Source organism: Sphingomonas arabinosi, from assembly GCF_036663715.1.
In the GTDB taxonomy this organism is placed as follows: domain Bacteria; phylum Pseudomonadota; class Alphaproteobacteria; order Sphingomonadales; family Sphingomonadaceae; genus Sphingomonas.
In genome coordinates, this window is the sequence record NZ_JAXOJN010000001.1 from 573548 (window position 1) to 595370 (window position 21823).

General features: G+C 63.9%; 15 protein-coding genes. 6 read left to right on the top strand and 9 right to left on the bottom strand.

Translation table 11 applies throughout. From position 1 onward, the window contains the following. Positions 1-775 precede the first annotated feature (775 nt). The gene (locus tag U1708_RS02630; protein WP_332742414.1) at positions 776-1594 is read left to right on the top strand and encodes a thermonuclease family protein; all 819 of its coding nucleotides are present in this window, start codon (positions 776-778) and stop codon (positions 1592-1594) included. A gap of 52 nt (positions 1595-1646) precedes the next feature. After that, positions 1647-1823, top strand: a complete 177-nt coding sequence (locus tag U1708_RS20840) for an antitoxin (protein WP_503676846.1) — start codon at positions 1647-1649, stop codon at positions 1821-1823. Between the two features lie 62 nt (positions 1824-1885). Here U1708_RS20840 and U1708_RS02635 read toward each other — a convergent pair whose 3' ends face one another. From U1708_RS02635 to U1708_RS02645, 3 genes are all read right to left on the bottom strand, one after another. After that, on the bottom strand, positions 1886-2668 hold the full coding sequence (locus U1708_RS02635) for a DUF7946 domain-containing protein (protein ID WP_332742415.1): 783 nt from the start codon (positions 2666-2668) through the stop codon (positions 1886-1888). A gap of 728 nt (positions 2669-3396) precedes the next feature. After that, the gene (locus U1708_RS02640) at positions 3397-4452 is read right to left on the bottom strand and encodes a ribonucleotide-diphosphate reductase subunit beta (RefSeq protein ID WP_332742417.1); all 1056 of its coding nucleotides are present in this window, start codon (positions 4450-4452) and stop codon (positions 3397-3399) included. A 61-nt stretch (positions 4453-4513) separates the two neighbouring features. Further along, positions 4514-4717 carry a hypothetical protein gene (locus U1708_RS02645; protein WP_187502157.1) on the bottom strand — a complete coding sequence of 68 codons (204 nt, stop codon included), beginning with the start codon at positions 4715-4717 and terminating at the stop codon, positions 4514-4516. A 71-nt stretch (positions 4718-4788) separates the two neighbouring features. Here U1708_RS02645 and U1708_RS02650 point away from each other — a divergent pair, with 71 nt between their 5' ends. Continuing rightward, positions 4789-5049, top strand: a complete 261-nt coding sequence (locus U1708_RS02650) for a DUF2171 domain-containing protein (protein ID WP_307086944.1) — start codon at positions 4789-4791, stop codon at positions 5047-5049. Positions 5050-5188: 139 nt separating this feature from the next. Here U1708_RS02650 and U1708_RS02655 read toward each other — a convergent pair whose 3' ends face one another. The 6 genes from U1708_RS02655 to U1708_RS02680 all read right to left on the bottom strand — a co-directional run bounded on the left by U1708_RS02655 (position 5189) and on the right by U1708_RS02680 (position 17214). Next, complete coding sequence (locus U1708_RS02655) at positions 5189-7075, bottom strand: ribonucleoside-diphosphate reductase subunit alpha (protein WP_373458502.1); 1887 nt, start codon at positions 7073-7075, stop codon at positions 5189-5191. A 717-nt stretch (positions 7076-7792) separates the two neighbouring features. After that, positions 7793-9898 (bottom strand): hybrid sensor histidine kinase/response regulator, encoded by a 2106-nt coding sequence (locus U1708_RS02660; RefSeq protein WP_332742423.1) that lies wholly within the window; start codon positions 9896-9898, stop codon positions 7793-7795. Positions 9899-10064: 166 nt separating this feature from the next. Further along, positions 10065-10790 (bottom strand): haloacid dehalogenase type II, encoded by a 726-nt coding sequence (locus tag U1708_RS02665; protein ID WP_332742425.1) that lies wholly within the window; start codon positions 10788-10790, stop codon positions 10065-10067. A gap of 320 nt (positions 10791-11110) precedes the next feature. After that, entirely contained in the window at positions 11111-12703 is a 1593-nt protein-coding gene (locus tag U1708_RS02670) for an efflux transporter outer membrane subunit (RefSeq protein WP_332742427.1), read from the bottom strand. Beyond that, positions 12700-15981, bottom strand: a complete 3282-nt coding sequence (locus tag U1708_RS02675; RefSeq protein WP_332742429.1) for a multidrug efflux RND transporter permease subunit — start codon at positions 15979-15981, stop codon at positions 12700-12702. Before U1708_RS02675 ends, U1708_RS02670 begins: the two co-directional genes overlap by 4 nt. 6 nt (positions 15982-15987) lie before the next feature. Next, positions 15988-17214 carry an efflux RND transporter periplasmic adaptor subunit gene (locus tag U1708_RS02680; RefSeq protein ID WP_332742614.1) on the bottom strand — a complete coding sequence of 409 codons (1227 nt, stop codon included), beginning with the start codon at positions 17212-17214 and terminating at the stop codon, positions 15988-15990. A 625-nt stretch (positions 17215-17839) separates the two neighbouring features. Here U1708_RS02680 and rpiA point away from each other — a divergent pair. The 3 genes from rpiA to tal all read left to right on the top strand — a co-directional run bounded on the left by rpiA (position 17840) and on the right by tal (position 21797). Continuing rightward, positions 17840-18514 (top strand): ribose-5-phosphate isomerase RpiA, encoded by a 675-nt coding sequence (gene rpiA / locus U1708_RS02685; RefSeq protein ID WP_332742431.1) that lies wholly within the window; start codon positions 17840-17842, stop codon positions 18512-18514. Positions 18515-18582: 68 nt separating this feature from the next. Next, the gene (gene tkt, locus U1708_RS02690) at positions 18583-20673 is read left to right on the top strand and encodes a transketolase (RefSeq protein WP_332742434.1); all 2091 of its coding nucleotides are present in this window, start codon (positions 18583-18585) and stop codon (positions 20671-20673) included. Next, positions 20673-21797, top strand: coding sequence for a transaldolase (gene tal, locus U1708_RS02695; RefSeq protein ID WP_332742435.1), 1125 nt, complete (start codon positions 20673-20675; stop codon positions 21795-21797). The genes tkt and tal overlap by 1 nt, the downstream gene beginning before the upstream one ends. Positions 21798-21823: the final 26 nt, after the last annotated feature.

Consider the following 21823-nt stretch of genomic DNA (forward strand, 5'->3'; position numbering starts at 1 on the left):
TCGAAAGAGGTTCAAGCTGGACGCGTAACGGGGGCGGGGAGTGGCTAGGGCCATTTCCCGCCCTTCGTGTGTCTGGCGTTTCCAGTGGGTTGGTGAGTGAAGTATAGGAAGTATAGACGCTGGCGTGATGATCGCGGGAGGGGGCGCAGGGCGTACGAAGGGCGGGGGGTGGCAGCAACTTTCCCGCCCTTCGTGTGTCCGGCGTTTCCAGTGGGTTGGTGAGTGAAGTATAGGAAGTATAGGCGCTGGCGTGGTGATCGCGGGAGGGGGCGCAGGGAGCACGAAGGGCGGGGGTGGCAGCACTTCCCGCCCTTCGTGCGTCTGGCGACTGCGGGTGTCGGGGAGTGAAGTATAGGAAGTATAGACGCTGGCGTGGTGATCGCGGGAGGGGGCGCAGGGCGTACGAAGGGCGGGGAGTGGCGGCACTTTCCCGCCCTTCGTGCGTCCGGCGCTGCGGGCGTCGGGGAGTGAAGTATAGGAAGTATAGACGCTCGCACGATGATCGCGGGAGGGCGCAGGCCGGTAGGATCGCGGGGGTGTGTGCTCGTCGCGCTGGGGTGGGGTGAGGGCTGGCACGCATCGAACTGGGCACGTCGGCCCCGTGTAGGACAGCGGAAACTCGTGCGTTTGCGGGACGGGGGCATTGTCGGTCCGATTCCTCCGAGACGGGACAGGTAAGATGTTCACGATGCGTTCGCCTCGTTTCCGACTCCGCTGGCCGCAAGTCGGGGCTGCGGCGAGGTGACTTCCGCGCGCGCGCGCGTAGGCGCGGGCGATGATGGAGTATGTGTTTGATTTCATGCGGTTGCTGGGCGGCGATCGCGCTGGCGCCACGCGTGGGCGCGGGAGTGCCGGACGCGGGGGTGCCGGGCGCGGCGCCAAGCCGGGAGTCCTGCTGCAACTTCGCCTGGTGTTCTACGGCGTGCTGCTCGGGCTGATGATTCCGGTGATCCGCCAGGTCGACTGGTCCCCGCTGGTGCCGCCGGGATTGAAGGTCGAATGGCCGACCGGGTTCGGCATCGCCTGGCCCGCCGGGCATCTGCGCGTGCCGGGCGGCTGGGGTTGGGGTAGGGACGCGGCCAAGACGGGGGTGTCGTCCGATGCGGCCGCCGCCGGAACTGCGAGGAATGGCGGTGCCGCCACGGGCGGGGTCACCACAGGGACCTTGGCCACCGCAGCGGGTGTCGCCAGCGCGGCGTCCACCGCCGCTGCCGCCGCATCCGCGCTATCGGGGGGCAAGCCGGTATCGGCGCGCTTCACGATCTGCGGCCGTGCCAAGCGGATCAACTGCATGGTCGACGGCGACACCTTCTGGATGGCCGGCACCAAGATCCGCATCGCCGACATCGACACCCCGGAAACCCACCCACCTCGCTGCGCGCGCGAGGCGCGGCTGGGGCGGGCGGCGACGGTAAAGATGCAAGGGATGCTGAACGCCGGCCCGTTCAAGCTGGCCCCGATCAAGCGTGACGTCGACCGCTACGGGCGCAAATTGCGGATCGTTGAGAGGGGCGGGGTGTCGCTCGGCGCATTGCTAGTCAGGCAGGGCCTCGCGCGGCGGTATGGCGGGGGCAAGCGCTCGCCTTGGTGTTAGCGGGCGTGAGTTGCCGCTGGTCGTGATTGGCGCTGGGGTGTATCTCTGACGAGTGACCCGTGAGAACGCCTTGCTCGATACTAGTGATCAAGCCGCGGAGACTGAGGCCGACGCGCGTGCATATGCAGACGTACAAAACGGACGATTGATCAGCCACGAGGCGGTCAAACGCTGGCTATCGTCATGGGGTTCGACCGAACCTCTGTCCCGACCTGACATTGGCGATTAATTGCGCATCGCTTGAACAAGATTTTGACTATCTACCGCAAATAGCGCTCCGCCAAATCATTATTAAGCCGCGTTTCGCACGTCAAAGCAATCGTAAATAATAATCTTCTTCAGCCGTCCGTCGTTGTGTTTAATTGGGGAGAATTTAATATTAACGCGATCGCCATTGCCTTGCGCATAGCGACGTAGGTAAGTTGATAAATTGGCAACGGTTCTTGATTCTGCATCTCGAGAAACGGCATAAGGAACGGTCCTGCCTAAATCAAACATGTATACGCGACCGCTTCGGTTGTTAACATTTAGCGCGGCAACCGACACATCTTGATTTGAAACCTCTCCCACGACCTCTTCAGTTACAAAATCTTTAGTTCTTGAATTCATTTCAACTTTATCATCGCCATCGATGATGCTAATAGTTTTATCGTCATCGTCTATCCAGCGATGCGCAGATATTAACGCCGATTCTGAAGCCTCTGACATTGCTGCCAAATCGCCGTCTGGTATCTTCGTCCCTGGCACGACAATTACATGCTCATCATCTTGTCCAGTTCCTAATGAAACTAGCTTTGAGAAAAGCGCCTCGGATCGACGCTTGGCGGCGTCTCCCGAAACCCGGTCTGCAAATTTAGATATTTGATCAAAGATGAACTCAAAACTGCCATTTTTAACGCCGGATAATTGTACCTGTAACATCGGCGAATAAGGCGCTCTAAAGCGAACCTCGTTTGTTGCTGCGTAATGGGCGGCTATGGTAGCAACGCGGACTATGCCATCTAGAGACTTGAGCCCTTCGTAAGCTTCAAGTCGATGGTGTTCGGCCTCTGAACCAGAAAAGCTGATCCGCATCAATCTGGTTCCTTTTAGTCGCGGTCAACTGTTCTGGTCCAGGACAGGACAATGAATGACAGAGCTGATAAAATTGCCAATAAAAGAGTTGAGTATCTCCGTATTTCTACAAATTCCGAGCCCAACGTGTAACGCTCTGTCCAAATGTGAGATATGCCAATCAATGTAGGAAGGAAAAAAATTGCTAGTGTGAGTATGCTAAATAGAGCAAGTGTAGTATATTTAATAACTGCAATTATTATGTTTGATTTAACCGATACAATGCCTTGGCCAAATGGTTCAGCCCATGCTTCGTCATTTGGAAAGCTTAAGTATATAAGCTCCGATTTTTCGATGTCTTTTGTATCACATGCAAATTTCAGTCGGCGGTCAAAATTCCGCGAGTCGCATGAGCGAATCATAGATACAATCGATAAAGAAAGTGAGCAGATACAAAATATATATAAGCCGTAAGGTATATCCTTTAAAGGATATCCTGCCACTGATAAGGTCTGACCGATACCCTCAGATCGCAGCATGTACAAAATAGAAAAACAGAGCGAAATAATCATCAGGCGATTTGCGCTCTTAGAGCTCAAGTTTCTCGCGTCAGCTAGGCGTTTAAGGCTCTCGTCTGAGTGTAATTCTGGGCAGCCACTATTGGGTAGCGATGCCCTGTACCAGTCGCGCAGTGCAGACCGTGTCGCTAAATTGTCATTTGCTTCCACGGTCCGCAAGCTACACGTCTATTATTCTGCTGCAACCCCCACATCACTGAACATATCACGAACCTCGCTCAGGTCCACATTAGCCGCAGGCCCCTTCTTCGCGGTCTGGCGCTTGTCGAACGAGTCCCAGACGTCGTTCCACTGGCCCTTGGTCGCGGCCTTCGAATACTCGGTCGCGCGCTGTTCGAAGAAGTTGGCGTGCTCGACGCCGTTGAGCATCGGGGCGAGCCAGGGCAGCGGGTGCTCGTCGATCATGTAGATCGGCTTCAGCCCGAGCTGGGTCATGCGCCAGTCGGCGATGAAGCGGATGTACTTTTTGATCTCCTTGGGGGTCATGCCGTTGACCGGGCCCATCTCGAAGGCGAGATCGATGAAATTGTCCTCGAGGCGGATCGTCGTCTGGCAGACGTCGGCGATGTCGTCCTTGACCGCCTTGGTCAGGCACTGGCGCTCCTGACAGAAGGTGTGGAACATCTTGATGATGCCCTCGCAGTGGAGGCTCTCGTCGCGGATCGACCAGGTGACGATCTGGCCCATGCCCTTCATCTTGTTGAAGCGCGGGAAGTTCATCAGCATCGCGAACGACGCGAACAGCTGGACGCCCTCGGTAAAGCCGCCGAACATGGCGAGCGTGCGGGCGATGTCCTCGTCGTTGTCGACGGTGAACTTCTGCATGTAATCATGCTTTTCCTTCATCTCGGCATATTCGAGGAAGGCGCCATATTCGCTTTCGGGCATGCCGATGGTGTCGAGCAGATGGCTGTAGGCGGCGATGTGGACCGTCTCCATGTTGCTGAACGAGGTCAGCATCATCTTGATCTCGGTCGGCTTGAACACGCGGCCGTACTTCTCGTGGTAGCAATCCTGCACCTCGACGTCGGCCTGCGTGAAGAAGCGGAAGATCTGCGTGAGCAGGTTGCGCTCGTGGTCGCTGAGCTTCTGCGCCCAATCGCGGCAATCCTCGCCCAAGGGCACTTCCTCGGGGAGCCAATGGAGCTGCTGCTGGCGCTTCCAGAACTCGAACGCCCAGGGGTATTCGAACGGCTTGTACTGCTTGGAGGCGTGAAGGAGGGACATGGGGTAAGCCTTTCGGGAATGGGTTTTATATCGGGAAACTGGGGGAATCAGGTCGCGGGTTTCATGTCTCGGTGCTCCATTGCCACATCGCGGCGGCGGACATGGCGAGGACGATCGCGCCCGAGGTGAGCATGATGCCGATCATGCGGAACGCGTAGGTCTGTTGCTCGGTGACGCTCGGGCTGCGCAGACGGAGCAGCATCGCGGTGCCGACGATTCCGAGCACGCCCGCGACCACGAACATGATAGCTGAACCATATGTCATGCGGCGAACTCGCATGACGTGCGTTGAGATGCCGAGCCCCGTATCGGGGAACCCACCACAGGAGAACGACCATGGTCGATGCAACCCAGATCCAGGAACATGCCGAAGTCATCGGCGCGGACGGCGTCCATGTCGGCACCGTCGACAAGGTCGAAGGCAACCGCATCAAGCTGACCAAGAAGGACTCGGGCCCGCAGGTCGTCGAGGGCAAGGGCCGCCATGAAGGGCATCATCACTTCATCTCGCTCGGGCTGGTCGCGGATATCGAGGACGGCAAGGTCCGGCTTTCCGCCAACGCCGACGTGGCGGTGACGTTCGAAGAAGAAGCCTGATCCTCCAGCGGCGCGTGTCGTACGCGCCGCCGAGACTGCCTGGACCCCGGTCCGCTTCGCACGGGCCGGGGTTCGTTGCGTCAGGCGCGCCCCGGTCCGTGTTTCACGGGCCGGGGGCACCTGTGGCAGCCGAGGCGCCTTACTGGCAGGCAAGGCACTCATCGTAATCCTTCGACTCGACGTCGATCTGGCGCAGGTCGATGGTGTTGTCGGCCTCGACCCCGCCGGCGAACCCGGCGCGCTGGACCGACTTCGAGCGGAGGTAGTAGAGCGACTTGATGCCGAGCTCCCACGCGCGGAAGTGGAGCATGAGCAGGTCCCACTTTTCGACGTCGGCCGGGATGAACAGGTTCAGCGACTGCGCCTGGTCGATGTAGGGGGTGCGATCCGCCGCCAGTTCGAGCAGCCAGCGCTGGTCGATCTCGAAGCTCGTCTTGTAGCAGTCCTTTTCCTCGACCGAGAGGAAGTCGAGATGCTGGACCGAGCCGCCCTGCTCGAGGATCGAGTTCCAGACCGCGTCCGAGTTCTTCGACTTCTCGCTCAGCATCTTTTCGAGGTACGGGTTCTTGATCGAGAAGCTGCCCGAGAGCGTCTTGTGCGTGTAGATGTTCGCCGGGATTGGCTCGATGCACGCCGACGTGCCGCCGCAGATGATCGAGATCGACGCGGTCGGTGCGATCGCCATCTTGCAGCTGAAACGCTCCATCGCGCCGACATCGGCGGCATCGGGGCAGGGGCCGCGCTCGATCGCGAGCTGCATCGAGGCTTCGTTAGCCTGGCTGCTGATGTGCTTGAACATCCGCAGGTTCCACGACTTCGCCATCGCGCCCTCGAACGGGATGCCGCGTGCCTGGAGGAAGCTGTGGAAGCCCATCACGCCGAGCCCGACCGACCGCTCGCGGCCGGCGGAGTAGGCGGCGCGTTCCATGCCGGGCTCGTGGCGGTCGATATAGTCCTGCAGGACGTTGTCGAGGAAGCGCATGACGTCCTCGATCAGGCCCTTCTCGTCCTTCCACTGATCCCACGTCTCGAGGTTCAGCGACGACAGGCAGCAGACCGCGGTACGCTCGTTGCCGAGGTGATCCTTGCCGGTCGGCAGCGTGATCTCGGAGCACAGGTTCGAGGTCGAGACCTTGAGGCCGAGTTCGCGGTGATGCTTCGGCATCGCCTTGTTCACGTGATCGGCGAAGACGATGTACGGCTCGCCGGTCTGGAGGCGGGTCTCGACGAGCTTCTGGAACAGCGAGCGCGCGTCGACGGTGGCGCGGATCGCCTGATCCTTCGGCGAGCGGAGATGCCATTCGTCGCCGTTGCGCACGGCTTCCATGAAGTCGTCGGTGATCAGCACGCCGTGGTGGAGGTTCAGTGCCTTGCGGTTGAAATCGCCCGAGGGTTTGCGGATTTCGAGGAATTCCTCGATCTCGGGATGCGAGACGTCAAGATACACGGCGGCCGAACCGCGGCGCAGCGAGCCCTGGCTGATCGCTAGCGTCAGCGAATCCATGACGCGAACGAACGGGATGATGCCGCTGGTCTTGCCGTTGAGGCCGACCGGCTCGCCGATGCCGCGGACGTTGCCCCAATAGGTGCCGATGCCGCCGCCGCGCGAGGCGAGCCAGACATTCTCGTTCCAGGTGTCGACGATGCCGCCGAGGCTGTCGGGAACCGAGTTGAGGTAGCACGAGATCGGCAGGCCGCGACCTGTGCCGCCGTTCGAGAGAACGGGGGTGGCTGGCATGAACCAGAGCTTCGAGATCGCATCGTAGAGGCGCTGGGCGTGGCCGGCGTCGTCGGCATAGGCCGAGGCGACGCGGACGAACAGGTCCTGATAGCTCTCGCCGGGCAGGAGGTAGCGATCCTTGAGCGTGTCCTTGCCGAATTCGGTGAGGAGCGCGTCGCGGCTGTGATCGACCTCGACCGGGTAGATCTGTGCGCGCACGGAGTGGCTGTCCTGCGCCTGGCGCGGCGCCTTGGGGGCCTCGGCTTCAGGCGTGGCAGTGGTTTGTTCGATCGTGTCTGTGGTCATGTCGCTATCCCGGCTGCTGTCTCTGAAATCCATCGAAACCGCTCCTAGTGTTCTGTATTCGTTCGAATCGGCGTCATGTCGCCATGCTACCATCGGACGGCCCCTAACGGGAGAACAAAAAGTGACCATCGCGGCGGTGGAAGGCGCGCTTACGGTCATATCGCATATGGCTATGCGAGGGTTGTTCTACCAGCGATTGGGTCCGCCCCCGAACGCAACCCCAAGAGATTGTGCCAAAGCGCGAAGAGACGCAAGGGGGTGTGGGGGTGGTTCGGGGCTCGGTTCGTCGCGTTCACGTGCGGGTTGGACGAGCGGGATATTCGCGACGCGTGGAGTTCTGCGGGGTTCGCGAAGCGCAAGGGGGCGAAGGGGGAACGAAAAATTATTTAAGGGCGGGAAGTGGCAAATGTTGCTTTGTGGGGGGGGTACGAGGGGGGGTCGATTTTTCGTTAGGTGCCGTCGCTTCTAGCTCCCCCGCTGAGGCGGGGGCCCAGGAGTCACGAACGTCGTCCTGCTTGATTCCTGGGCCCCCGCCTTCGCGGGGGAACGGGATGGGGCGGCTCCATCTCCTACTTACCATCCGAGCATTACCCCGGCGGAGGCCGGGGCCCAGTTGGGGGACGTTGCTAACCGAGCGCGGCGTGTTATTACTGTGACCTCTCCAACTGGGCCCCGGCCTTCGCCGGGGTGGTGGTGATTGGGTGGGGGTGTTCTGCCTCAGCCCCCGATCATCGTCCGGATCTGCGTTGCGAGCGCTTCCATCGCGAACGGTTTGGTGATCATCGACATTCCCGGTTCGAGGAAGCCCGATGCCAGCGCGGCGTTTTCCGCGTAGCCCGTCATGAACAGCACGCGGAGGTCGGGGCGGAGTGCTCGCCCCGCATCCGCAACTTGACGCCCGTTCAATCCGGGGAGGCCGATGTCGGTGACGAGCAGGTCGATACGGTCCATCGTCTGCAGCTTGTCGAGCCCGGCGGGACCGTCATGCGCCTCGACCGCCTGATAGCCGAGTTCGCCCAGCACCTCGACGATCAGCGACCGGACCACCACGTCGTCCTCGACCACCAGCACGATCTCGCCCGCGTCGGTGACGTGCTCCTGGGTCAAGCCTGGAAGCGCCTCGTCCCGTTCCGCCACGCCGTAGTGGCGCGGCAGATACAGCTTGATCGTCGTGCCTTGGCCGACCTCGCTATAGATCCTCGCATAGCCTTCGGACTGGCGCGCGAAGCCGTAGACCATCGACAGGCCGAGCCCGGTACCCTGGCCGAGCGGCTTGGTCGTGAAGAACGGCTCGAACGCCTTGGCGATGGTATCGGCGGACATGCCCGTGCCGGTGTCGGACACGCAGACGCAGACGTAATGGCCGGGCCGGACATCGCGCTGGCTGGCGGCGAAATGGTCGTCGAGTTGTGCGTTGCGGGTCTCGATCGTCAGCGTGCCGCCGTGCGGCATCGCGTCGCGTGCGTTGATGGCGAGGTTCAGCAGCGAATTCTCGAGCTGGTTAGGATCGCACAGCGTCGTCCAGAGCCCCGTCCCGAGCACCATCTCGAGTTCGATCTGCTCGCCGGTCGTGCGACGGATCAGGTCCTCCAGCGATGCGACCAGCGGATTGACCTTCACCGGGCGCGGATCGAGCGGCTGGCGGCGCGAGAAGGCGAGCAGCCGGTGGGTGAGTGCCGCGGCGCGATTGGCGGCGGCCGTAGCGCCTGAAATAAAGCGGTCGAGTTCGCCCACGCGGCCCTGCGCGACGCGGCGCTGGACGATCTCCAGGCTGCCGGTGATGCCTTGCAACAAATTGTTGAAATCGTGCGCGATGCCGCCGGTGAGCTGGCCGACCGCCTCCATCTTCTGCGCCTGGCGGAGCGCCTCCTGCGCCTCGACCAGTTCCTGAGTCCGATCGCGAACGCGCTGTTCGAGGTCGGCGTTGAGCGATTGCAGGTCGCGTTCGAGCATCTTGCGATCGGTGACGTCCGCGCCCTCGACGAAGATGCCGACGACCGCGCCGGTCGCGTCGCGGATCGGCTGGTAGACGAAATCTAGATAGCGATCATCGACCGAACCGCCCGGCGCGGCCTGTACCGCGTAGAGCATGCCGGACGCGGTAAACGGCTCTCCGGTTGCGTAGACATGGTCGAGCAATTCGAGAAACCCTTGTTCGACCGCGTCGGGCAACGCCTCGGCGACGGTGCGGCCAAGTACCTCGCGGTGGCCGACGAGCTTGCTGTAGCCGGGGTTGGCCAGTTCGAACCGGTGCTCGGGCCCGCGCAACATCGCCATGAAGGTCGGCGCCTGCGCGAACATCTGGCCCATCCGCTCGCGTTCGTCGCGCAATGCGCGCTCCGCCACGACCCGTTCGGTGCTTTCGTAGGTCGAGCAGAACATGCCTGCGACCGCGCCGCTCTCGTCCCGCACCGGCGAGTAGGAGAAGGTGAACCACGCCTGCTCGTCATAGCCCTTGCGATTGGTGACGAGAGGCAGGTTCTCGAAGAACGAGGCTTCCCCCGCGAGCGCCTTGTCGACCAGCGGGCTGATGTCCGCCCACACGTCGCCCCAGATGTCGCTGAACCGTCGGCCCAGCGCATGCGGATGCTTGTCGTGCAGCAGGCGCGCATAGTGATCGTTGTAAAGGAAGCCCAACTCCGGCCCCCAGGCGGCGAACATCGCGAATTCCGACGCGAGCATCAGCGATACGATCGAGCGAAGCGATTGCGGCCAGTGCTCGATCGGCCCCAGCGGCGAGGCCGACCAGTCATGCGCGCGGATCATCGCGGCCATCTCGCCGCCGCCGGTCAGGAAATCGGCCTCGGCCGTCTGTGTCGTCATCTCAAGTTCCTGCCGGGTCGCACGCCGGGTCGAATTACACGTCCGCAGTCGGTCGATACGGGGTCGGTGGACACGGGGGCGGTCGATACGGGGTCGGCGAATAGGGGGTCGGTGGATACGGGGTGGGGCCGCGCGTTACCATCGGTGCGCGCGGCAGGTCGGCGGGTCATCGGCACAGTTCGTCGGCCAATCGCGTCAGGCTGTCGACGCCGAACTCCCAGTCCTGAGCGGCATCCGCGTCGGGCGCGGGGCGGCCACCATATTCTAGCGGGCGATCGACATAGGCGGTCTGGAGGCCGGCAGCGCGTGCGGCGGCAAGGTCGCTATGGTGCGCGGCGACGAGGCACAGCTCGGACGGTTCGATCGCCAGCATCCGCGCGGTGGCGAGGTACGCTTCGGGGAGCGGCTTGTAGACGCGGCTGACTTCGGCTCCGAGGATCGCGTCCCAGGGGAGGCCGGCGCGGCGGGCCATCTCCAGCATCGGCGCGATGTTGCCGTTGCTCAAGGTGACGATCGGGTAGCGGGTCTTGAGGCGGGTGAGACCTTCGATGGAATCGGGCCAGGGGTCGAGCCGGTGCCAGGCGTGCGTAAGATCGGTGAGCGTCGCCTCGTCGAGCGCTGCGGGGTCGATGTCGTGATGGCGGAGCAGGTCTTCGAGCGCCTCGCGGTGGAGCGTGTCGAGGATCACGAACGGACGCCGTCCGCTGCGCACCTCCTCCAGCGCAGGCTGATAGCGTTTGCGCCAGCCGTCGGCGAACGCGTGCGGGTCGATATCGGTGCGGCCGAGGCGGGCGAGGATCGGGGCCGCGTCGCGTGCGATCCCCGAGCGCCAGTCGACCACGGTGCCGAACACGTCGAAGGCGAGGGCTTTGATCGGGGGGCGGTGTACCATGCGGGAAAGACGGTGGGGGTGGCGGTTGGTTCCCGGGAGCGGGGGGCTTCTGGGTCTTTGTGGACGCTGGCGGTGAGCGGGGGGGCGGCACTCGTTCAGCCACCACCCCGGCGGAGGCCGGGGCCCAATTGGGAAACGTGGATTAGCGAACGCCGTGCTTCGTTACGGCGACCTTTCCAATTGGGCCCCGGCCTTCGCCGGGGTGGTGGGAACTTCCGTTTTCCTGCGAAGGCGGGAGGCCGGGAGTTTCGGACGGTGGCGCTGCTTGGTCCTGGGCCCCCGCCTGCGCGGGGGAACCAGGAGCGGAGGTGGGCGACGCTTCAGTCCGTTTCCGCTCTTGGTGCGCCGCTCATCGTCACTGGGCGCGGACCGCCTGCCGTAGCCTCGAGCGTCGAATCGCCGCCCAGCACCCGGTACAGGGCCACGCGATTGCTGGCCCCGACGAGCTGCGTCGCGACGAGATTGCGCTGCGCGGTATAGAGCGAGCGCTGCGCATCGAGCGAGGTGAGGAAGGTGTCGATCCCGCCGCGGTAGCGCGCGTCCGACAGGCGGTAGGTGTCCAGCGCCGCCTCCGAGAAGTTCTGGTTCGCCCTGAGCTGCTCGGCGATCGTGCCCTGGCGGGCCAGCGCGTCGGCGGTTTCCTGGAACGCGGTCTGGATCGTGCGCTCGTAGGTCGCGAGCGCGGCATCGCGTTGCGCCTGCGAATAGGCGACCCCGGCGATCCCGGCCCCCGCACGGAAGATCGGGTAGCTGACCGACGGCGCGACCGAATAGTTGAACGCGCCGCCGCTGAACAGCGAGGTCAGCGACGTGCTGGCGAACCCGAGGATACCGGTCAGCGAGATGCGCGGGAACAGTTCCGCACGCGCCGCGCCGATCTCGGCGTTGGTGGCGCGGAGCTGGTATTCCGATTCGACTACGTCCGGACGCCGCAGGAGGATGCTGCTGTCGAGTCCGGCCGGTAGCGTGGCGACGGTCGGGAATGCCTGCTCGATCGATGCTGGCAACAGGCTGGCGTCGACCGGCGCGCCAACGAGCAATTGCAGCGCGTTGACGTCCTGCGCGAGTGCGGTGCGCTGTTGTGCGAGGTCGGACTGCGCGGTGAACAGGATCTGCTGCGCCTGCCGAAGATCGGTGCGCGGAGCCACGCCGCCGCGGAGGCGTGCGTTGGTCAGGGTGACGCTGCGCTGCGAACTGGCGACGGTGTCCTGCGCGATCTTGAGCAGGCTCTGGTCCGACGCGTAGGTGAGCCACGCATCGGCGATGTCGCCGACGAGCGTCAGGCGGGTCGCGCGCGCGGCGGCTTCGGTCGCGAAATAGCGATCGAGCGCGGCGCTGGTGAGCGAACGGATGCGGCCGAACAGGTCGAGCTCGAACGCGGTGGTACCGAGATCGACCGAGAAGGCGCTGTTCGAGCTGGACGAACTGACTACTGAGCCAGTGCCCGTACCGGTGCCGACGCCGGTGCCCGTACCGACGCCGCCCGTGCCGGTACCGGTGCCGGTTCCGGTGTTACCGGTGCCCGTATTGCCGCCCGTTCCGCCGCTCGTAACCGTGTTGCGGGTGCCGTTGCCGCCGCCCGAATAGCTGTAGCGGCCGCTGGCATCGACCTGCGGCAACAGGTCGGCGCGCTGGATGCGGTATTGCGCGCGGGTCGCGGCGATGTTGGCGGCGGCGACACGGAGATCGCGGTTGTTCGCCAGCGCCTGGACGATGATCTGCTGGAGCCGTGGATCGCGGAACACGTCGCGGTAGGTGATCGCGGGCAAAGTCGCCTCGGACTGGCGGAGGTACGAATCGCCGACCGGAAGGGCCGGCGGCACCGGGAGTTCGGTCCGCGCGTATTTGGGCGCGAGCGAGCAACCGGCGAGCGCGGTCGACGCGGCGAGGATCAGGACTAGCGAGCGCATCATGCGGGCTCCGGCCGGCGAGGGCCCTGTGGTTCGGGCGGACCCAGATGTTCGTTGCGATCACCATCAGGTCCGTGGTCGTCGTCATGGCCCTGGAAGCCGGTCGGGCGACCGCGCAGCTTGGCGATGCCGTCGCGTGCGCCGCGGCGGACGAGGACGAAGAACAAGGGGATGTAGAAAATTGCGAGGATCGTCGCGGTCAGCATGCCGCCGACCACCGCGGTGCCGATCGCGATGCGGCTGTTGGCACCCGCACCGGTCGACAGCGCCAACGGCAACACGCCGAGGATGAACGCGAACGAGGTCATCAGGATCGGGCGAAGTCGAATCTTCGCCGCGGACATCGCCGCCTCGATGACGCGCTTGCCCTTCTTTTCCTCCTGCTCGGCGAACTCGATCATCAGGATCGCATTCTTGGCGGCCAGACCCATCGTCGTGAGCAGGCCGATCTGGAGATAGACGTCGTTGATCAGGCCACGCAGCGTCACCGCGAGGATCGCACCGACCAGGCCGAGCGGAATGACGAGCAGCACCGCGATCGGGATCGTCCAGCTTTCGTAGAGCGCGGCAAGGCACAGGAAAACGACGAGCAGCGACAGGCCGTAGAGGATCGGCGCCTGACCCGAGGACAGCCGCTCCTGATAGGACAGACCCGACCAAGCGACCGACGTGCCGGGAATCTGGCCGGCGAGTTCGGCGATCTTCGTCATCGCGTCGCCCGAACTGACGCCGGGCGCGCCCGAACCCTGGATTTCGTAAGAGGCGATGCCGTTGAAGCGCGACAGCGTCGTCGGCGCCTGGCCCCAGCTGGTCTTCGCGAACGACGAGAACGGCGCCATCTGGCCGTTCGAGCCGCGCACGAACCACTGGCTGAGGTCCGACGGCTGCGCACGGAACTGTGCATCGCCCTGGACATAGACGCGCTTGACGCGACCGCGGTCGATGAAGTCGTTGACGTACTGGCCACCCCAGGCGGTCGACAGCGTCGAGTTCACGTTGGCCTGCGTCAGCCCCAGCGCGGACAGCTTCTGCTGATCCGCATCGACGCGCAGGGTCGCGACGTCAGGCAACTCGGTGAGGCGGATCGCGGTGAGCGACGAATCGGCGCGGGCGAGCGCGAGCAACTTGTCGCGCGCGGCATTGAATTGGACCTGCGAAAGGCTGCCGCTGTTCTGAAGCTGCATCGTGAAACCGTTCGACGAACCGAGGCCGCGGATCGCGGGCGGAACGAGCGAATAGACCTGCGCGTCGCGGAAGCCGGCAAACGCCTGCGAAGCGCGACCGGTGATCGCGTCGGCGGTGTTTTCCTTGCCCTTGCGCTCGTCCCAGGGCGCGAACGAGATGAAGCCCTGGCCGGTGTTCTGGCCGCTCGCGCCGCCGCCGCCGCCGCCGCTGACGGTGAACATCGTCCCGACGTTCGCCTTCTCGTTGGTCAGGTAATATTGCTCGATCCGCTTTTGCAGCGCGAAGGTGCGGCCTTGCGTGGCGCCGGCTGGAAGCTGGAACTGAACGATGCCGGTGCCCTGGTCCTCGGTCGGCAGGAAGCCCGTCGGAAGGCGCAGGAACAGCACGGCCAGCAAGGCCACGGTCCCTGCGTAAATCAGCAGGAACAGCCATTTGCGGTCGATTACCGACTGCACGCCACGGGTGTATTTCTGCGTGCCCTTCTCGAACGCCGAATTGAACTTGTCGCCGGCGCGCGTGAAAAAATGCGCGACCTTCGGGAATTTGCGTTCGCCCCAGCTCTTCTCGGTGTTGCCCTCCGCGTCCTTCTTCTTCTGCTTGAGCAGGGTCGCGGTGAGCGCGGGACTGAGGATCAGCGCGACCAGCACCGACAGCACCATCGCCGACACCATCGTCAGCGAGAACTGGCGGTAGATCACGCCGGTCGAGCCGCCGAAGAACGCCATCGGCAGGAATACCGCCGACAGCACGAGCGCGATCGCGACCAGTGCGACGGTGATCTCGTTCATCGACTCGATCGTTGCCTCCCGAGGCGTCATCTCGGGATTCTCTTCCATCAGGCGCTCGACGTTCTCGACCACGACGATCGCGTCATCGACCAGGAGGCCGATCGCGAGCACGAGCCCGAACAGCGTGAGCGTATTGATCGAGAAGCCGGCGAGATAGAACACGCCGAAGGTGCCGAGCAGCACGACCGGCACCGCGATCGTCGGGATCAGCGTCGCGCGCCAGCTTTGCAGGAACACGAACATCACGATGACGACGAGGATGACCGCCTCGATCAGCGTCTCGACGACCTCGTCGATCGACAGTTTGATGAAGTTCGTCGTGTCGTTGGCATAGGCGTATTTCAGGCCGGGCGGGAAGCTCTTCGCCGCGTCGGCGACATAGGCCTTGACGAGCTCTGCGGTCTTGAGCGCGTCGGCGCCGGGCGCGAGCAGCACCGCGATGCCGGCACCGGGATGCGCGTTGATGCGGCTGCGTGCGTTGTAGTTCTCGGCGCCCAGTTCGATCCGGGCGACGTCACGCAGCTTGACGGTGGCGCCGTCGTTGGTGGTCTTCAGGATGATGTTGGCGAACTGCTCGGGCGTCTGGAGACGCGACTGTGCGGTGACGGTCGCATTGAGCATCTGCGTGTCTGGCTGCGGCTGGCCGCCGAGTTCGCCGGCGGCGACCTCGGTGTTCTGCGCCTGGATCGCGGTCGTCACGTCGCTCGGGATCAGCTGGAAGCTGGCGAGCTTGTTCGGGTTGAGCCAGATCCGCATCGCGTACTGCGCGCCGAAGACGTTGCTGTCGCCGATGCCGGGAATGCGGCCGAGCGGATCCTGCAGGTTCGAGACGAGATAGTCGGACACGTCCTGGTTGGTCAGCTTGTCGGTCTCGTCATAGACGCCGACGATCAGGAGGTTGTCCGGGTTCGACTTGCGGACGACGAGGCCCTGTTGCTGGACCTGTTGCGGCAGGCGGGAGATCGTCTGCTGGACCTGGTTCTGGACCTGGACCTGCGCGATGTCGGGATCGGTGCCCTTTTCGAACGTCACGGTGATCGACACCGAGCCGCGCGACGACGAGGACGAGCTGAAATAGATCAGCCCGTCGATCCCAGTCAGCGATTGCTCGACGACCTGCGTGACGCTGTTCTGGATCGTCTGTGCGTTGGCGCCGGGGAAGCTGGCGCGGATCGAGACCTGCGGCGGCGCGACGTCGGGATATTGCGCGATCGGCAGCGCCATGATCGCACCGATGCCGCCGAGCATCACGATGATCGCGAGCACCCAGGCGAAGATCGGGCGATCGATGAAGACACGGGATAACATAAGGGCTTAGCCGGCCTTTTTCTGGCTGGACTGGCCACCTGAGGAATCACCCTTGGGCGCTTCGATCTTTTGCTCGGTGTTTTCCGGCACCGGCTTCACGCCCTGGTTCGGGGCGATCTTCGACAGCCCCTGCGTGATGATCCGGTCGCCGGGGTTGAGCCCGCTGGTGACCACCCAGAACGCGCCCTGCGTGCGGTCCGCCTTGATATTCTTCTGTACCGCCTTGTTGTTCGCATCGACGACATAGACCGTCGCGTTGCCCTTGGCATCACGCGAGACGCCCGCCTGCGGCACGAGGAACGCGCGCTGGTTGATCGCCTGCGCGAACTTGGCCTGGACGAACATGCCGGGGAGCAGAAGCCCCTGCGGATTGGGGAAGCGCGCGCGCAGCGTCACGGTGCCGGTCTGGGTGTTGACGAGCGCCTCGGCGAACTGGACCGTGCCGGTCGCGCCGTATTCGCTGCCATCTTCCAGCGTCAGGCGAACCTGGGCCTCGGTCGGGACGATGCCGTTCTGGCCGAGCGACCGGCGTAGCGCGAGCAGGTCGCCGGACGATTGCTGGATATCGACGAACATCGGATCGAGTCGCTGGATCTGCGCGAGCGGATCGGTTTGCGTGGCGGAGACGAGCGCGCCGACGGTGAACAGCGACCGCCCGATGCGACCGGTGATCGGCGCAGGGACGGTCGTGAACTTGAGATTGATCTGCGCGGTCTCCAGCGCGGCGCGGGTCTGCGCGACCGAGGCCGTGGCCTGGCGCGAGGTGGCGACCGCGTTGGTATAATCCTGTTTGCTGATCGCCTCCATGTCGGCGAGCGGCTTGTAGCGCTCGGCGAGGATGGTCTGCGCCTGCTGGTTGGCGCGCGCGCTCTGGAGGTTGGCCTGCGCTTCGTTGGCAGCGGCGCGATAGAGGCGGGGGTCGATCTCGTAGAGCGGCTGGCCCTTCTTGACGAGCGTGCCCTCGGTGAAGAAGCGGCGGCGGATGATGCCGGTGACCTGCGGCCGCACGTCCGAGCTTTCGAATGCGGTGGTGCGGCCGCTGAGCTCGGTGGTCATCGCGACGCTGGTCGGCTGGACGACGACATAGCCGACGGTGGGCGTGCCCTGGCCGGGCTGGCCGCCGCGACCGGCCTTGCCTTGTGCCTTATCGTCGCCGCCGCCGGAACAGGCCGCGAGCGCCAGTGCGGGCACCAGCAGGACGGCGCACCGCCGTGCAGAGAATCGTGTGGCTATCAAGTTTGGTATCCGCTCGCGATCGGTGGGGGCAGCTGTTGGTCAGGCTAAACCACGAGGATGTACCAGAAGTGTGTCAGTTGAAAAGCGGAGGTGATAAATAGGGTAGAAAGAGTAACCTGGTTTGTTTGTGCGGGGGGGGGGGGGGCGAGACTGGGCTCCCGCCTTCGCGGGAGAACTAGGGAGGGATGCTCCGCCTCCAAACGCACCACCATGCAGCCGCCGCACCACCATTCAGCCACGGCACTACGATGCAGCCACGGCACCACCCTGTAGCTCCTGCACCACCCCGGCGGAGGCCGGGGCCCAATTGGGAAGGTCGTTGTAATGAGGAACTGCGCTCCGTTGGCGCCGTCCCCCAATTGGGCCCCGGCCTTCGCCGGGGTGGTGGCAGTGCTGGCGGTGGCATGTTGATGGTGGCGGTGTGGCGGTGGCGGGGCTCGGACGGACTTTCGCGCACGCCGTCATCCTGACGAAAGTCAGGATCCAGAGTTGCGAGGGGATTGTTTGTGGCTCTGGGTCCTGACTTTCGTCAGGATGACGGATGGTGCGTCGATGACGGATGGTTCGTCAGGGTAACGGGTGATTCGTCAGGATGACGGACGGGCTTTTTGGGGCGGCTGCGATGATCGATGACGACAAGAAGGCGGCGGCAGTCGCTGCCGTGCAAGAGGTTCGGGCCGGGATGCTGGTCGGCCTTGGCACCGGTTCGACCGCTGCGTTTGCGATCCGGGCGCTCGGTGAGCGAGCCGCGGAGGGCTTGGCGATCCGGGCAGTGGTGACGTCTGACGCCAGCGGCAAACTCGCGCGCGAAGTCGGGATCGATGTCCTCGACTTCGCCGACATCGCCGCAGTCGACCTGACGATCGACGGTGCGGACGAGATCGACTTGCGGTGCTTCGCGATCAAGGGCGCGGGCGGGGCGATGTTGCGGGAGAAGATCGTCGCCGCGTCCTCGGCACGGATGATCGTGATCGCGGATGGGTCGAAGCAGGTCGATCGGATCGGCGCGGCCAAGCTGCCGGTCGAGGTGCTGCCGTTCGCGTTGGCCTATGTGATGCGCGTCCTTACCGACATGGGTGCGGCGCCGGTCATCCGCGACAACTACCGGACGGATCAGGGCAATCTCGTCGTCGACTGCTACTTCGCCACGCTAGAAGACCCGCGTGCAACCGCCGCCGCGCTGTCCGCGATCCCTGGTATTCTCGGCCACGGGCTGTTCCTCGACGAGGTCGACGCAGCATATATTGCAACGAATGGCGTTGTTACGCGACTGGAACGGGTGGGTGCATCCGACTAAAGGCGTCCTATGTTGGCAACCAGATCGGATGCGCGGCGTTCGGTCACCGTCTAGAGCGAGGCTTTTCCATGACCGATATCGCAACCGCCGCCCCCAAGGCGGACCCCATGCTGCACGAGGACGGCTCGCCCGAGCGTCTGGCGATCGATACCATTCGCACGCTGTCGATGGACGCGGTGCAGAAGGCGAATTCGGGCCATCCCGGCACGCCGATGGCGCTGGCGCCGGTCGGCTACACGCTCTGGTCGAAGTTCCTGCGCTACGATCCCAAGCACGCCGACTGGCCCAATCGCGACCGTTTCGTGCTGTCGGTCGGCCATGCGTCGATGCTGCTCTATGCGCTGATCCACCTCGCCAAGATCGAGGAGATCGGCGCGGACGGCGAGAAGAGCGGCAAGGAAGCGGTCAGCCTCGAGGACATCAAGCAGTTCCGCCAGCTTTCGTCCAAGACCCCGGGCCATCCCGAATATCGTCATACCACCGGCGTCGAGACGACGACGGGCCCACTCGGCCAGGGTTGCGGCAACTCGGTCGGCATGGCGATCGCCGAGCGTTGGCTTGCGGCGCGCTACAACAAGGACGGCTTCACGCTGTTCGACCATGACGTCTACACGATCTGTGGCGACGGCGACATGATGGAGGGTGTCTCGGCCGAGGCGGCGAGCCTTGCCGGGCATCTGAAGCTTTCGAACCTGTGCTGGATCTACGACAGCAACCATATCTCGATCGAGGGCGCGACCGATCTGGCGTTCGACGAGGATGTTGGCCTGCGCTTCGATGCGTATGGCTGGAACGTCATCCATGTCGACGACGCGAACGACACCGCCGCGCTGACCCGTGCGATCGAGACGTTCAAGGCGACCAACGACAAGCCGACCTTCATCGTCGTGCATTCGGTGATCGGTTACGGCAGCCCCAAGGCGGGCAGCGAGAAGGCGCACGGCGAGCCGCTCGGCGACGAGAATATCCGCCTTACCAAGCAGGCTTACGGTTGGCCCGAGGACAAGTCGTTCTACGTGCCCGACGGCGTGATCGAGCATTTCAACGGCGCGATCGCCGAGCGTGGCGCGAAGCTGCGCGACGAGTGGGTCGCGCTGACCGACAAGTATCGTGATGCCTATCCAGAGTTGTCGGCCGAACTCGATCTGCTACTCAAGGACGAGCTGCCTGAGGGCTGGGATGCCGACATCCCGACCTTCGAGGCGGATCCCAAGGGCGTCGCCAGCCGTGACTCGGGTGGCAAGGTGCTCAACGCGATCGCGGCTAAGGTGCCGTGGCTGATCGGCGGCTCGGCTGATCTCGCGCCGTCGACCAAGACCGACATCAAGGGCCAGCCATCGTTCGAAGGCGACAACTACGCCGGCCGGAACTTCCACTTCGGCATTCGCGAACATGGCATGGGCGCGATCGTCAACGGCATGGCGCTGTCGCACCTGCGCTCCTACGGCTCCACGTTCCTGGTGTTCGTCGATTACATGCGCGCGCCGGTGCGCCTGTCGGCGATCATGGAAGTCGGCGCGATCTGGGTGTTCACGCACGACTCGATCGGGGTCGGCGAGGATGGCCCGACGCACCAGCCGATCGAGCATCTCGCCACGCTGCGCGCGATCCCCGGCCTCGACACTATCCGTCCGAGCGACGCGAACGAAGTCGTCGCGGCGTGGAAGGCGGTCCTGAAGGATGCCAGCACGCCCGCTGCGCTGATCATGTCGCGCCAGGCGCTGCCAACGCTCGACCGGACCAAGTACGCTAGCGCGGACGGGCTCGAGAAGGGTGGCTATATCCTCGCGGACAGTGACGGCACGCCCGATGTGATCCTGATCGCGAGCGGCAGCGAAGTGTCGCTCGCGGTCGACGCGCACGAGAAGTTGCTCGCGGACGGCGTGAAGAGCCGGGTCGTGTCGATGCCGAGCTGGTATCGTTACGAATTGCAGGACGCCGCGTACAAGGAAAGCGTGTTGCCGCGCGAAGTGCGGGCACGCGTTGCGATCGAGATGGCCGGGTCGATCGGTTGGGACCGCTATGTCGGGCTCGACGGGGCGACCGTGACGATGTCGACGTTCGGGGCTTCGGCACCGCTCGCCAAGTTGCAGGACAAGTTCGGGTTCACCGTCGACAATGTCGTCAAGGTCGCCCGCCAAGTGATGGAGACCAAGTGATGGGTGCGCTCAACAATCTCGAAGGCTTCGGCCAGGCGGTATGGCTCGATTTCGTCGATCGGAAGTTCCTGGAGGCCGGTGGTCTCCAGAAACTGGTCGACGAGGACGGCCTGACCGGCGTCACGTCGAACCCGTCGATCTTCGAAAAGGCGATGGGTCACGGCGATGCGTATGACTCGACGCTCGCCGAATACGACAAGCAGCATGCCGGCGCGGCGACGATCGACCGTTACGAGCATCTCGCGATCCAGGACATCAAGGCTGCGGCGGAGACGCTGAAGCCGGTGTACGACAAGCTCGGCGCGAAGGACGGCTATGTCAGCCTGGAGGTGTCGCCGTATATCTCGGACGATACCGATGCGACGATCGCCGAGGCGAAGAAGCTGTGGGCTGCGGTCGACCGGCCGAACCTGATGATCAAGATCCCGGGGACGCTTGCGGGCGGTCCGGCGATCTCTTCGACGATCGCGAGCGGCATCAACGTCAACGTCACGCTGCTGTTCGCGCTCGACGCGTATATCCGCGTTGCCGAGGCCTATGCGGCGGGACTCGAGGAGCGCGTCAAGCAGGGGCAGCCGATCGACAAGATCGCCAGCGTCGCCAGCTTCTTCGTCAGCCGGATCGATGCATCGATCGACAAAGAGATCGATGCGCGGGTCGAGAAGGGCGATGCCGAGGCGGAAGCGCTGAAGGCGATCCGCGGCAAGGTCGCGATCGCCAACGCAAAAATGGCCTATCAATGGTATCTCGACTTCCTGAAGTCGGACCGCTGGCAGGCGCTCGCTGCCAAGGGTGCGCAGCCGCAGCGGCTGTTGTGGGCATCGACAGGCGTGAAGGATCCGAGCTATCCCGACACGCTGTATATCGACACGCTGATCGGCAAGGATACGGTCAACACGATGCCGCCGAAGACGATGGACGCGTTCCGCGACCACGGCACTGCGGCGGAGACGATCACGCAGGACGTGGATCAGGCGAAGCATGTGTTGGCGGAAGCCGAGCGGCTGGGGCTCGACCTCAACGGCGTGACTGGCAAGCTGGTCGAAGAGGGCGTCGCGTCGTTCGTGAAGGCGTTCGACGATCTGCTCGGCTCGATTGCGAAGAAGCAGCCCGCGACGGCGTAAGCTTCTGCTCCCTCTCCCCGGAGGGG